Annotated in this window: 9 protein-coding genes; 6 read left to right on the forward strand and 3 right to left on the reverse strand. The window is 64.1% G+C overall.

What is annotated here, in order from left to right; genetic code table 11:
- The first annotated feature begins 115 nt into the window (after nucleotides 1-115).
- Together BFN10_RS30185 and BFN10_RS19810 are read left to right on the forward strand one after the other, a co-directional pair.
- Nucleotides 116-820: a methyl-accepting chemotaxis protein gene (locus BFN10_RS30185; RefSeq protein ID WP_371322044.1), complete on the forward strand. Its 705-nt coding sequence runs from the start codon at nucleotides 116-118 to the stop codon at nucleotides 818-820.
- 125 nt (nucleotides 821-945) lie between these two features.
- The gene (locus BFN10_RS19810) at nucleotides 946-1,377 is read left to right on the forward strand and encodes a hypothetical protein (RefSeq protein WP_071491090.1); all 432 of its coding nucleotides are present in this window, start codon (nucleotides 946-948) and stop codon (nucleotides 1,375-1,377) included.
- Here BFN10_RS19810 and BFN10_RS19815 read toward each other — a convergent pair.
- Together BFN10_RS19815 and cra are read right to left on the reverse strand one after the other, a co-directional pair.
- Nucleotides 1,324-2,100, reverse strand: coding sequence for a TatD family hydrolase (locus BFN10_RS19815; RefSeq protein WP_071491091.1), 777 nt, complete (start codon nucleotides 2,098-2,100; stop codon nucleotides 1,324-1,326). The two genes, BFN10_RS19810 and BFN10_RS19815, sit on opposite strands and share 54 nt — an antisense overlap.
- Before the next feature lie 2 nt (nucleotides 2,101-2,102).
- Nucleotides 2,103-3,098 (reverse strand): catabolite repressor/activator, encoded by a 996-nt coding sequence (gene cra / locus BFN10_RS19820; RefSeq protein WP_071491092.1) that lies wholly within the window; start codon nucleotides 3,096-3,098, stop codon nucleotides 2,103-2,105.
- A gap of 294 nt (nucleotides 3,099-3,392) precedes the next feature.
- Between cra and ptsP the strand changes: the two genes are divergently transcribed.
- The 4 genes from ptsP to BFN10_RS19840 all read left to right on the forward strand — a co-directional run bounded on the left by ptsP (nucleotide 3,393) and on the right by BFN10_RS19840 (nucleotide 10,586).
- Entirely contained in the window at nucleotides 3,393-6,251 is a 2,859-nt protein-coding gene (gene ptsP / locus BFN10_RS19825) for a phosphoenolpyruvate--protein phosphotransferase (protein ID WP_071491093.1), read from the forward strand.
- Nucleotides 6,252-7,172 carry a 1-phosphofructokinase gene (pfkB, locus tag BFN10_RS19830; protein WP_071491094.1) on the forward strand — a complete coding sequence of 307 codons (921 nt, stop codon included), beginning with the start codon at nucleotides 6,252-6,254 and terminating at the stop codon, nucleotides 7,170-7,172.
- An 11-nt stretch (nucleotides 7,173-7,183) separates the two neighbouring features.
- Nucleotides 7,184-8,887: a PTS fructose-like transporter subunit IIB gene (locus BFN10_RS19835; RefSeq protein WP_071491095.1), complete on the forward strand. Its 1,704-nt coding sequence runs from the start codon at nucleotides 7,184-7,186 to the stop codon at nucleotides 8,885-8,887.
- Between the two features lie 157 nt (nucleotides 8,888-9,044).
- Nucleotides 9,045-10,586, forward strand: a complete 1,542-nt coding sequence (locus BFN10_RS19840) for an alkaline phosphatase D family protein (RefSeq protein ID WP_071491096.1) — start codon at nucleotides 9,045-9,047, stop codon at nucleotides 10,584-10,586.
- 72 nt (nucleotides 10,587-10,658) lie between these two features.
- Here the strand turns inward: BFN10_RS19840 and BFN10_RS19845 are convergent, their stop codons facing one another.
- The gene (locus BFN10_RS19845) at nucleotides 10,659-13,184 is read right to left on the reverse strand and encodes a sulfite reductase flavoprotein subunit alpha (protein WP_071491097.1); all 2,526 of its coding nucleotides are present in this window, start codon (nucleotides 13,182-13,184) and stop codon (nucleotides 10,659-10,661) included.
- Nucleotides 13,185-13,187 lie beyond the last annotated feature (3 nt).

Here is a 13,187-nt window from a genome sequence, read left to right on the forward strand (position 1 = left end):
CGTCAGCCAGGTCGAGCTCCAGGCCGGCCAGGTGGAAACGATCTCGGCTCAAAGCAATCAGGCGGTGTCCGGGCAGCGTAGCCAGATCGAGCAGGTGGCAACGGCCATGAACCAGATGTCGTCCACTGCCCAGGAAGTCGCGCGCAGCGCGGCGGCGGCAGTCAGCAGTGCCCACAGTGTCAACGACGAAACCGTCAGCGGCCGTGGCCTGGTGCAATCCCAGCAGGGCAGCATCGCGCGGCTGGCCTCGGAGATCGATGAGTCGGTACGGGTGATCAACCAGTTGGCCACTGACAGCCAGTCCATCAGCAGCGTACTGGAGGTGATCAAAAGCATTGCCGAGCAAACCAACCTGCTGGCACTCAATGCAGCCATCGAAGCCGCGCGGGCCGGTGAACAGGGACGTGGTTTTGCAGTGGTGGCCGACGAGGTGCGCACCCTGGCCCGGCGCACTCAGCATTCCACCGAAGAAATCGAACAGATGATCAGCCGCCTGCACAGCGGTGTGGCAGCCGCCGTGAAAACCATGGGCACCAGCCATTCCATGGCCAGTGGCACGGTCGGGCAGTCGGAAAAGGTCCAGCAGGCATTGGAAAATATTCTTGGCGCCGTGGGTATGATCGTCGACCAGAACCAGCAGATTGCCGCCGCCGTGGAGCAACAGACCGCCGTCGCCCACGACATTGACCAGAACATCGTCGAAATCAACCGCGCCGGCGAGCATGCGGCCCAGGGCGCACACCAGACCGAAGCGGCGAGCCGGCAGCTATCGATGCAGGTGATTGAGTTGAAGCAATTGATCGGTGCGTTTCGAGTGTAGGAAATGTAGGTAGGGCGTATTGCTTGCCGGTGTAGCGCTTGTCCTGATTTCCGTGGGTGTCTTTTCTGGCTGGGTGAATGGGTGAGAATTTGTTTCAGACAAATTCAAGTTCAGGGAGCACGGCGATGACCATTGCGGTCGGCATCAAAGGGCATTGCGCCCATTGTGATATCAGGTTTGAACTCAAGCCTTGGCAGTTGAATGCCATCGCCATCGAAGAGCCGTTCGATTGCCCGTATTGCCAGCAATTCCTGCAGTTGAGTTGCCCTCGGCAATTGCGGGCGTTCAAGTTGTTGGGGCATTGGGCGCTGGTGCAGCCGAGCATGGCGGTGTTCACCTGCATGGTGCTGATCGTGGCACTGGTCGCCGAATGGGTGGGGTTGATCACAGTAGTCGGGCAGTTCAACGTGTCACTGGTGGTGCTGCTGGTACATTTCCTGGCGCTGCGCTATGCCCGTTACCGGCAGCGGATCACGTTGGATCTGCAAGTGGTCGCGCCAGTCTTACCAATTGAACAGCTGGCACGCATTGCGTGTGCTCGCCTCAGCCAACGATAGCGGGCTGATGCCCATGCGCTCGGCCAGGGCGGTGCAGATGGCCGGCAGGTGTTTGGGGCTGTTGCGTTGGCCCGGGAACATGGCCGGCGCCATATCGGGTGAGTCGGTTTCCAGCACCACCGCGTCCAGCGGCAGTTGCGCCAGCACCTTGTGCATGCGCAAGGCCTGGGGCCAGGTGGGGGCGCCGCCCAACCCCAATTTGAAGTCGAGCTTGATGTACTCGCGAGCCTCTTCGTGGCTGCCGGCAAACGCGTGGATGATGCCGCCGCGGGGCAGGCGGATGCGCTTGAGGGTGGCGATCACGGCGGCGTGGCTGCGACGCACGTGCAGCAGCGCCGGCAGTTGGACGTCCACGGCCAGTTTGAGTTGGGCTTCAAACAGGCTTTGCTGGCGTTCGCGGTCCAGTTGTTCGAGGAAGTAATCCAGGCCTATTTCCCCCACGGCGCACAGTTGCCGATGGCCGTGCAGGCGCATCAACCAATCGCCCAACGCCGTCAGGTCAGCTGGGCGATGATCGTCGAGGTACACCGGGTGCAGGCCAAAGGCGGCGAACAAACCTTCGTCCGCTTGCACCAGGTCCCACACTCTTTGCCAATTCTGCTGATACACCCCCAACACCACCATGCGCCGCACGCCCAATGCTCGGCTGTGGGCGAGGACTTCCCGGCGATCGCTGTCGAAATCCGGGAAGTCCAGGTGCGTATGGGTGTCGATCAGCTCCACGCTCAAGCCTCGTGAATACGCTGCTTGAACGTCCGGCCGATGGCATGCACGCCGGGTTGATACTGTTCTTCTTCGATCGCCGCCAGGGCCAGGCGCAGGGCGGTATCGGCGATCAGTTGGTGCTGCTGGGCCATGGCGTTGACCGGCAGCGGCAGGAAGTCCAGCAACTGGGTATCACCAAAGGTTCCCAGGCGCAGCGGGCGCGACTTGAGCGGGAAGTCATGCAGTGCGTCGAACACGCCTTGCAGCAGCACGTAGGACGTGGTCACCAGCGCGTCAGGCAAATGCCCCAGTCGCTGTAGAAGTTGCTCCATCAGCTGTCGGCCGCAATCGCGACTGAAGGCTTCTGCGTGTTCGACGATCACCTCGCCGGTGAACCCGGCAAGGGCTTCGCGGAAACCAGCGGCGCGTTCCTGGCTGATGCTCAGCTCGGGTCGTGCGCCGATCAGCACGATCTGCTTGGGCAACGGTTGCAGCAGGCTGCTGGTCAATTGCTGGCACGCCTGGCGGTCGTCGCTGACCACCGAACAGAACTGATCCGCACCCATCACCCGGTCGATGGCAATCACCGGCAACCCCTTGGCTTGCAGCTCGCGATAACTGTCATCGCTGGCCGGCAGGCAACTGGCGACGAACAGCGCATCACAACGCCGCGCGCGGAACAGTTGCAGCAACTGGCGTTCGCTGTCGGCGTCATCGTCGGAGCTGGCGATCAGCAACTGATAGCCCCGCGCCCGTGCGCCTTGCTCCAGAAGCTTGGCGATGCGTGCGTAACTGGGGTTTTCCAGATCGGGCAGGATGAAACCCAGGGTGCGCGTGTGCCGACTGCGCAGCCCGGCGGCCTGTGGGTTAGGAGTAAAGCCATGGGCTTCGACGACAGCCCGCACCCGTTCGACGGTGGCGTTGCTGATGCGTTGCTGTTCGGCCTTGCCGTTGATGACGTAGCTGGCGGTGGTCACGGACACACCGGCCAGACGGGCGATATCACTGAGTTTCAAACCGGGATTTCCTTGTTTTCTGGAGCTTGCCCCGACATTTTGTCCAATCGTAACCGATTCCAGCACTCGACTAATGTCTCAGCTCAAGTGCCGAGTGGTTGTTCAAGGATGCGCAATTAACGCGTAATCTGCCATAAATTCTAGATTAAACGTTTCAGCCAGCGTATTTTTACGACGTTCGCGACTGAGTAGCTACTGCCAACTGACTGCTCAGTCAGCTATTGATGCACACCCATTACACTGTTTGTTTAAAACAATACCTAGTGCGGTCACCGCACTAACTAGGAGAACGGCATGCTTGAGCTCACTGTAGAGCAGATTTCCATGGGCCAGGTGGCTGTGGATAAATCTGCTGCCTTGCACCTGCTCGCTGACAAACTGGTGGCTGATGGCCTGGTCGCCGAGGGTTATCTCAGTGGCTTGCAGGCCCGTGAAGCCCAGGGCTCGACCTTTCTCGGCCAAGGTATTGCCATCCCCCACGGCACCCCCGAAACCCGCGACCAGGTGTTCTCTACCGGCGTGCGCCTGCTGCAGCTCCCCGAAGGGGTGGACTGGGGCGACGGCCAGATCGTGTACCTGGCCATTGGCATTGCCGCCAAATCTGACGAACACCTGCGCCTGTTGCAACTGCTCACCCGTGCCCTAGGCGAAACCGACCTGGGCCAGGCATTGCGCCGTGCCGGAAGCGCCGAAGTCCTGCTGAAACTGCTGCAAGGCGCACCGCAGGAACTGGCGCTGGATGCGCAGATGATCAGCCTGGGTGTGTCCGCCGACGACTTCGAAGAGTTGGTCTGGCGCGGCGCACGCCTGTTGCGCCAGGCCGATTGTGTGAGCAATGGTTTCGCCGCCGTGTTGCAGCAGGTTGACGCGCTGCCCCTGGGCGATGGCCTGTGGTGGTTGCACAGTGAACAGACCGTCAAGCGCCCGGGCTTGGCGTTTGTCACCCCGGACAAGCCCATGCGTTACCTCGGCCAGCCACTCCATGGCCTGTTCTGCCTGGCCAGCCTCGGTGAAGCCCACCAAGCGCTGTTGGAGCGCCTGTGCGCCTTGCTCATCGAAGGTCGCGGCCAGGAACTGGGCCGCGCCACCAGCAGCCGGGCCGTGCTCGAAGTGCTTGGCGGCGAACTGCCTCCGGACTGGCCCAGCGCCCGCGTCACCCTGGCCAACGCCCATGGCCTGCATGCACGCCCGGCGAAGATCCTTGCGCAGTTGGCGAAAAGTTTTGACGGCGACATCCGCGTGCGCATCGTTGACGGCCCGGTCGGCGCCGTGTCGGTGAAAAGCCTGAGCAAGCTGTTGAGCCTCGGCGCGCGGCGTGGCCAGGTGCTGGAGTTTGTCGCCGAGCCGACGATTGCCGGCGATGCGCTGCCCGCGTTGCTCGCCGCTGTGGAGGAAGGCCTCGGTGAAGAGGTCGAGCCGCTACCGACGGTCAGCGTCCAACCGGCAGCCCTGGATATCGAGCCGGTTGTCAATGCGCCGACCAGCGGCAGCCAGGTCCAGGCCATTGCCGCCGCACCGGGCATCGCTATTGGCCCCGCGCATATCCAGGTTCAGCAAACGTTCGATTACCCCCTGCGCGGCGAATCCTCCGCTATTGAGCGCCAGCGCCTGCACAGTGCCCTGGGCGAAGTGCGCCGCGACATCCAGGGCCTGATCGAACGCAACCCTTCCAAGGCGATCCGCGAGATTTTCATCACCCACCAGGAAATGCTCGACGACCCGGAACTCACCGACGAAGTCGACACCCGCCTCAAGCAAGGCGAGAGCGCCGAAGCCGCGTGGATGAGTGTGATCGAAGCGGCCGCCAGGCAGCAGGAATCGTTGCAGGACGCCTTGCTCGCCGAGCGCGCCGCCGACCTGCGTGACATCGGCCGCCGTGTATTGGCGCAACTGTGCGGCGTCGAAACCGCCCAGGAGCCGAGCGAGCCCTACATTCTGGTGATGGACGAGGTCGGTCCGTCGGACGTGGCGCGTCTTGATCCCGCGCGCGTCGCCGGCATCCTCACCGCCCGAGGCGGCGCGACGGCCCACAGCGCCATCGTCGCCCGTGCCCTCGGTATCCCGGCGCTGGTCGGCGCCGGCCCGGCGGTGTTGCTGCTGGCCTCCGGCACCCCCTTGCTGCTGGATGGCCAGCGCGGTCGCCTGCATGTCGACCCCGACGCCGCCACCCTGCAACGCGCCACGGTCGAGCGCGACACCCGCGAACAACGCCTGCAAGCCGCTTCGGCGCAACGCCATGAACCGGCGCTGACCCGCGACGGCCATGCCGTGGAAGTGTTCGCCAATATCGGCGAAAGCGCTGGGGTTGCCGGCGCGGTGGAACAGGGCGCCGAAGGCATCGGCCTGCTGCGCACCGAACTGATTTTCATGGCCCACCCGCAGGCCCCGGACGAAGCCACCCAGGAGGCCGAATACCGCCGCGTGCTCGACGGTCTTGGCGGTCGCCCGCTGGTGGTGCGTACTCTCGATGTGGGCGGCGACAAACCGTTGCCGTATTGGCCGATTGCCGAGGAAGAAAACCCCTTCCTTGGCGTGCGCGGCATCCGTCTCACCCTGCAACGCCCGCAGATCATGGAAGCACAATTGCGCGCGCTGTTACGGTCCGCCGATAGCCGCCCGCTGCGCATCATGTTCCCCATGGTCGGCAGCGTCGACGAATGGCGTGCCGCCCGTGATATGACCGAGCGCCTGCGCCTGGAAATCCCGGTGGCGGACCTGCAACTGGGGATCATGATCGAAGTGCCGTCGGCGGCCTTGCTCGCGCCGGTGCTGGCCAAGGAAGTGGATTTCTTCAGCGTCGGCACCAACGACCTGACCCAGTACACCCTGGCCATCGACCGTGGTCACCCCACCTTGTCCGCCCAGGCCGATGGCCTGCACCCGGCGGTGCTGCAACTAATCGACATCACCGTGCGCGCCGCCCATGCCCATGGCAAATGGGTGGGGGTGTGCGGCGAGCTGGCGGCGGACGCGCTGGCGGTGCCGGTGCTGATCGGCCTGGGTGTGGATGAGTTGAGCGTGTCGGCCCGCAGCATTCCGGAAGTGAAGGCGCGGGTGCGTGAATTCAGTCTGAGCGAGGCCCAGGGCCTGGCGCAACAAGCACTGGCGGTGGGTTCGCCCGCCGAAGTGCGTGCCCTAGTGGAGGCCGTGTAGATGGCAAGGATTCTGACCCTGACGCTGAACCCGGCGTTGGACCTGACGGTGCGCCTGGCGCACCTGGAACCGGGTGAAGTGAACCGCAGCGAAACCCTGCTGACCCATGCCGCCGGCAAGGGTGTGAATGTGGCGCAGGTGCTGGCGGATTTGGGCCATCAGGTGAGCGTGGGCGGTTTCCTCGGCGAGGCGAACCCCCAGGCCTTCGAGGCACTCATCGCCCGCCGTGGGTTTGGTGACGCGTTCATTCGCGTGCCGGGCGAAACCCGCAGCAATATCAAGATTGCCGAACAGCAAGGCCGGGTCACCGATATCAATGCGCCGGGGCCGGTGGTCAGTGACGCGGCGCAAGCTGCGCTGCTCAAGCGCATCGCCGATATCGGTGCGCAATTCGATGCGGTGGTGGTGGCCGGCAGCCTGCCGCGTGGCATCAGCCCGCAGTGGTTCCAGGGGCTGTTGGCGCAACTGAAAAACCTCGGGTTGAAAGTCGCCCTGGACACCAGCGGCGAAGCGCTGCGCGCCGGTTTGAAAGCGGGGCCGTGGATGGTCAAGCCCAACACTGAAGAACTGGCCGATGCCCTGGGGCATGCCCCGGATGCAATCGGCCAACTGCATCGGCAAGGCGTGGAACATGTGGTGGTTTCCGATGGCGCTGCCGGCGTCACTTGGTACCGCCCAGGCGCGGCGCTGCAGGCCACGCCGCCAAAGGTGACGGTGGCCAGTACCGTCGGGGCCGGTGACTCGCTGCTGGCCGGCATGCTGCACGGCCTGCTCAGCGGCGATACCCCGGAACAGACCCTGCGCCGCGCCACGGCAATTGCCGCCATGGCCGTGACGCAGATCGGTTTTGGCATCAGCGATGACGCGCAGTTGGCGCGCCTCGAAAGCGGCGTCCACGTGCGCACGCTGACAGAACAATAAGAGGGTTTGTGATGAAGTTAGCCATTGTTACTGCCTGCCCGAACGGCATGGTCACCAGTGTGCTGTGCGCCCGCTTGTTGGACGCCGCCGCGCAGCGCCAGGGCTGGAGTACCAGCGTTGAAGTGGTGGATGTGCAGCGCCCGGAGCGCCAATTGTCCCAGTCGGTCATCGACGACGCCGAATGGGTGTTGCTGGTCAGCAGCACCCCGGTGGATATGCAGCGCTTTGTCGGCAAGCGCGTGTTCCAGAGCACACCGGCCCAGGCGTTGGCGGATGTCGACGCCGTATTGCGTCGTGGCGCCGAAGAGGCGCAGGTGTATGTCGCTGCTGAAGCCCCGGCCAGGAACGCGCCGCGCATCGTTGCGATCACCGCCTGCCCGACCGGCGTCGCCCACACCTTCATGGCTGCCGAAGCCTTGCAGCAGACGGCCAAGCGCCTGGGTTATGACTTGCAGGTCGAAACCCAGGGCTCGGTTGGTGCCCGTACGCCATTGAGCGCCGAAGCAATCGCCAATGCCGATGTGGTGTTGTTGGCCGCCGATATCGAAGTCGCCACCGAGCGCTTCGCCGGCAAGAAGATCTACCGGTGCGGCACCGGTATTGCGCTCAAGCAGTCCGAAGCCACCCTCAACAAGGCCCTTGCCGAAGGTGCGGTGGAAAGCGCGGCCAGCGGCGCGGTGGCCAAGCCGGAAAAAACCGGCGTGTACAAACACCTGCTCACCGGTGTGTCGTTCATGTTGCCGATGGTGGTGGCAGGCGGGTTGTTGATCGCCTTGTCGTTCGTGTTCGGCATTCACGCCTTTGAACAGGAAGGCACCCTGGCGGCTGCGCTGAAAACCGTCGGCGACCGCGCCTTCATGCTGATGGTGCCGCTGCTGGCGGGCTACATCGCCTACTCGATTGCCGACCGTCCGGGCATCGCGCCGGGCATGATTGGCGGCCTGCTGGCCGGCACCCTGGGTGCTGGATTTATCGGTGGCATCTTCGCCGGTTTCCTCGCCGGTTATTGCGTCAAGTTGATCACCCGCGCAGTGAAATTGCCGCAGAGCCTGGAGGCGCTCAAGCCGATCCTGATCATCCCGTTGCTGGCGAGTCTGTTCACCGGCCTGGCGATGATCTACCTGGTGGGGCCGCCGGTCGCGCGCATGCTGGTGGGGCTGACTGATTTTCTCAGCACCATGGGCACGACCAATGCGGTACTGCTGGGCATCCTGCTGGGCGGCATGATGTGTGTCGACCTGGGCGGGCCGATCAACAAGGCGGCCTACGCATTTTCCGTCGGCCTGCTGGCGGCCCACAGCGGCGCGCCGATGGCCGCGACCATGGCGGCCGGCATGGTGCCGCCGATCGGCATGGGCATCGCCACGTTCCTGGCGCGCCGCAAGTTCGCCCAGACCGAACGCGAAGCGGGCAAGGCGGCGATGATCCTCGGCTTGTGCTTCATCTCCGAAGGCGCGATCCCGTTTGCCGCGAAGGACCCGTTGCGCGTGATTCCGGCCAGTATCGCCGGCGGTGCATTGACCGGTGCCCTGTCCATGTACTTCGGCTGCGTACTGGCGGCGCCCCATGGTGGCCTGTTTGTGCTGGTGATCCCGAATGCGATGAACCATGCATTGCCGTATCTGCTGGCGATTGTCGCCGGCAGCCTGCTGACCGGCCTGGTCTATGCGTTGATCAAACGCCCCGAAGCGCAAGAACTGACCGTGACCGTCTGACGCGGCGTAGAAAATGTGGGAGGGGGCTTGCCCCCGATAGCGGTGGGTCAGCCATCGGGGGCAAGCCCCCTCCCACCGTTGATCGCTGTATAGGTGTCATCTCTGCTTCATCGGGGCGTGCTTTAGTGGCCCTTTTGATACTCAAGAGGGCACCTGCATGAGCCACTTCGATCTCGGCCGCCGCCGCGTGATGCAAGCCGTCGGCGCCGGCCTGTTGTTGCCGGGCCTGGCGCCGGCGGTGATCGCTTCGGTCAAGGACCGGCCGCAGCTCACCGATGGCGTGCAGTCCGGCGACCTGCTCGGCGACCGCGCCATGATCTGGAGCCGCAGCGACCGCCCGGCCAAGATGGTGGTGGAGTGGGACACCCGCAGCGTGTTCAGCAACCCTCGTCGTTTTGTTTCGTCGCTGGCCGACCAGCGCAGCGACTTCACTGCCCGCGTCGAGCTCACCGGGTTGCCTGTCGACCAGGCGATCTTCTACCGCGTGCACTTCGAGGACGCCCAGACCGGCATCGCCAGCGAACCCTGGTTCGGCCACCTGCGCAGCGTGCCGCAACAGCGCCGTGACATTCGGTTTGTGTGGAGCGGCGACACCGTCGGCCAAGGCTTCGGTATCAACCCGGACATCGGCGGCATGCGTATCTACGAAGCCATGCGCCTGCGTCTGCCGGACTTTTTTATCCACAGTGGCGACACCATCTACGCCGACGGCCCGGTGCCCGCGCAGCTCACCGTCGAAGACGGGCGCATCTGGCGCAACATCACCACGGAGGCCAAGAGTAAAGTCGCTGAAACCCTGGAGGAGTATCGCGGCAATTACCGCTACAACCTGATGGATGAAAACGTGCGCCGCTTCAACGCCGAGGTGCCGCAGATCTGGCAGTGGGACGACCATGAAGTGGTGAACAACTGGTCCCCGAGCAAGCAGTTGGATGAGCGTTACCGGGTCAAGGACATCAACACCCTGGTCGGCCGTGCGCGCCAGGCGTGGCTGGAATACTCACCGATGCGCCGCCAGGCAGCGGACGGCGGCGGGCGGATTTATCGCAAGCTCAGCTACGGTCCGCTGCTGGATGTATTCGTGCTGGATATGCGCAGTTATCGCGGGCCCAACGATGACAACCTCGGCGGCGAAAAACCCTTCCTCGGGCGTGCGCAATTGGACTGGCTCAAGCGTGAACTCAAGGGCTCCCAGGCGCAGTGGAAAGTCATCGCCGCCGACATGCCCATCGGCCTTGGCGTGCCCGACGGTGAAGTCAACCCCGGCGTGCCGCGCTGGGAAGCCATCGCCAACAACGATCCCGGTGCGCCGCAAGGCCGCGAATGGGAAATCGCCGAGCTGCTGGGCTTTCTACGGGCGCAAAACGTGCGCAACCACCTGTGGCTGACCGCCGATGTGCACTACTGCGCCGCGCATCACTACCACCCGGATCGTGCGGCGTTCCAGGATTTCGAGCCGTTCTGGGAGTTTGTCGCCGGGCCGTTGAACGCCGGGAGTTTCGGGCCTAATCCGCTGGACAAGACCTTTGGCCCCGAAGTGGTGTTCGAGAAGGCACCGCCGGCGCAGAACACCTCGCCGCTGGCGGGGTTTCAGTTTTTTGGCGAGGTGAACATTGATGGGCAGACGGCGGAATTGACTGTGGTGCTGCGGGACCTGGATGGCGTCTCGGTGTTCGAACAAAAACTCCAGCCCACCTGACTTGGAATGCATTAAAAATTGTGGGAGGGGGATAGCCCCCTCCCACAGGTTGAGTGTTGCTCGTTCAGGGGGTCAGTACACGTCGCGGCGATAACGCCCCTGCTCGATCAACCGCGCCACGGCTTCACTGCCGAGGATATCCACCAGCGCCTGGTCCACCCCCGTCGCCATTCCCTGCAGACTTCCGCACACATAAATCGCCGCGCCGTCGGCCAGCCATTTACGCAGCACATCCGCTGACTCGCGCAGGCGGTCCTGCACGTAGATCTTCTCTTGCTGATCGCGGGAAAACGCCAGGTCGAGCAACGCCAGATCGCCGCTGGCCAACCAGCCTTGCAGTTCGTCCTGGCAGAGGAAGTCATGCTTGATATTGCGCTCGCCAAACAGCAGCCAGTTGCGCTGCTGGCCGTCGGCGATGCGGGCCTTGAGCAGACTGCGCAGGCCCGCCAGGCCGGTGCCGTTGCCCAGCAGGATCAGCGGCACCGGCGCCTGTGGCAGGTGGAACGCACTGTTGCGGCGCAGACGCAGGCTGATGCTCGAGCCGAGGGCGGCGTACTCGGTCAGCCAGCCCGAGCCCAGGCCCAGGCTGCCGTCGGGGTGACGTTCCTGGCGCACGATGAGTTCCAGCACGCCATCGCTGGCAATCGAGGCGATGGAGTATTCGCGCATGCCCAGCGGTACCAACGCGTCCACCAGCGCCTGGGCGTGCAGGCCGACCAGGTGCGCGCGATGGGTTGGCAACTGGCGGGTGGCCAGGGCCTGGTCGAGCGTATGCGCCATGCCGTCGATCAATACGCTGTCACTGCCGGCCAGGCCCAGGCCTTCGAGGAAGTGTTCGATGGCCCACGGGCAATTGCGTGGCAGCACTTCCACCAGGTCGCCGGCTTGCCAGCTTTGTGGCGACGGCGAGGTGAGGCCCAGCAGGTAGACGTCCGAGCCGCTGCTGTCGCGGTTGAGCAATGAGCGGTGGCTGAGCGTCCAGTTTTCATATTGGGCCGTCGGCCAGGCGGATGCCGGGGCGTGGCCGGTCAGTTGGCCGAGTTGTTGTTGCCAGTGGAGCAGGGCGGCGGTGTCGCCGCTGTCCACTTCCACGGGCGCAAACAGTGGGTTGCCGCCCTGATGGGTCAGCCAGAAATGCAAGCGGCGGGCAAAGCCGCAGAAATGTTCGTACTGGCGATCACCCAGGGCCAGCACCGAGTAGTTCAGGCCCTTGAGGGACAGGTCCTGGCCGAGCACGCTGCGCTCGAAACCACGGGCATTGTCAGGCGCTTCGCCGTCGCCGAAGGTGCTGACCACAAACAGCGCGTTTTCCGACTGGCGCAGGTCGTCCTGGCTGACGCTGCCCAGGGGCTGCACCTTCACTGGCAGGCCGGCGGCCTGCAATTGCCCGGCCGTTTGCCAGGCAAGCTGTTCGGCGAAACCGCTCTGGCTGGCAAAACCGATCAGCCAGGCCGGGGCGTTACTGGGGTTGGTTGTGAGGCCTTTGCGCGCATCTCGCACCTGGCGTTTTTTGCGCCGGCGGTCCAGGTACAGCAGCCAGCCGGTGATGAAGAACAGCGGCATCAGCACCGAGCTGAGCGTGAGGACAATCCGCCCGATCAAGCCGAAGTAACTGCCGGTGTGCAGCGCATAGACGCTGGTTAGCAGTCTGGAACCGAGGCTTTTGCTGGCGTACTGGTCGTGGGATTTGACCTCGCCGGTGGCCGGGTCGAGGTTGATCTGGTTCAGCGCCCGGTCATGGGGCGAGTTTTTCAACAGGTAGTAGACGATGGCCGGTTGCCCGGCGACCGCTGGCATGCGGATGTTATAGGCGCTCAAGCCCGGGCCGGCGTTGCTGTAGATGCTGCTCCAGATCGCATCGTAGTTGGCCACCGGCGCCGCACCCTCGGGCGCCGGGCCGCGCTTGCGCACCCGTTCGTTTTGCGGGGCGTCGGACAACAGCTTGGTCAGGCCCTGGCTGTACCAGTCATAGGACCAATACAAGCCGGTCAACGCCGACAGCAGGTAAGCCAGCAGGCACCAGGTGCCGAACACCGAGTGCAGGTCCCAGTTGAAGGCACGGCCTTTTTTGCGCCAGTCCAGCGTCAGCCAGGCCCGCCAGCTCGCCACCTGGCGCGGCCAGCGCAGGTACAGGCCGGATAGGCAGAAGAACACCAGTATCAGCGTGCACGCGCCGGTGATGTTGCGCCCGGTATCGCCCATCACCAGGAAACGGTGGAACTGCAGCAGAAAGCCGAAGACATCCTGGCCGAGCACGTCGCCCATGTAGTCGCCGGTGTAGGGATCGAAATAGCGCAGTTGGCCACGGCGCTCGCCGGGCGGCGCGGTGAAGAACACGCGGGCGGCGTTGCCGCTTTCGCTTTCGACGAACAGCATGGCCACGGTCTGGCCTTCGGTGGCCTCCAGCTTGCGCACCAGTTCGGCGGGCGGCAGCACACCGGCTTCGCGTTTTTCCACGGTCAGCACGCTGGGGTTGAGCGCCCGCAGTATTTCATCCTGAAACGAGACCGCAGCCCCGCTGATCCCCATCAAGGCCAGCACCAGCCCGGCAGTGGTGCCGAAGAACCAGTGCAACTGAAACAGGGTTTTCTTCAACACGTC

Origin of the sequence: Pseudomonas extremorientalis, from assembly GCF_001870465.1 — a bacterium.
Lineage (GTDB): Bacteria > Pseudomonadota > Gammaproteobacteria > Pseudomonadales > Pseudomonadaceae > Aquipseudomonas > Aquipseudomonas extremorientalis.

What these genes read in the sequence shown, in the direction of transcription:
- BFN10_RS19835 (WP_071491095.1), top strand. Translation starts at nt 7,184, where the DNA reads ATGAAGTTAGCCATTGTTACTGCCTGCCCGAACGGCATGGTCACCAGT.
- ptsP (WP_071491093.1), top strand. Translation starts at nt 3,393, where the DNA reads ATGCTTGAGCTCACTGTAGAGCAGATTTCCATGGGCCAGGTGGCTGTG.
- BFN10_RS30185 (WP_371322044.1), top strand. Translation starts at nt 116, where the DNA reads ATGTCGTCCACTGCCCAGGAAGTCGCGCGCAGCGCGGCGGCGGCAGTC.
- BFN10_RS19810 (WP_071491090.1), top strand. Translation starts at nt 946, where the DNA reads ATGACCATTGCGGTCGGCATCAAAGGGCATTGCGCCCATTGTGATATC.
- BFN10_RS19840 (WP_071491096.1), top strand. Translation starts at nt 9,045, where the DNA reads ATGAGCCACTTCGATCTCGGCCGCCGCCGCGTGATGCAAGCCGTCGGC.
- pfkB (WP_071491094.1), top strand. Translation starts at nt 6,252, where the DNA reads ATGGCAAGGATTCTGACCCTGACGCTGAACCCGGCGTTGGACCTGACG.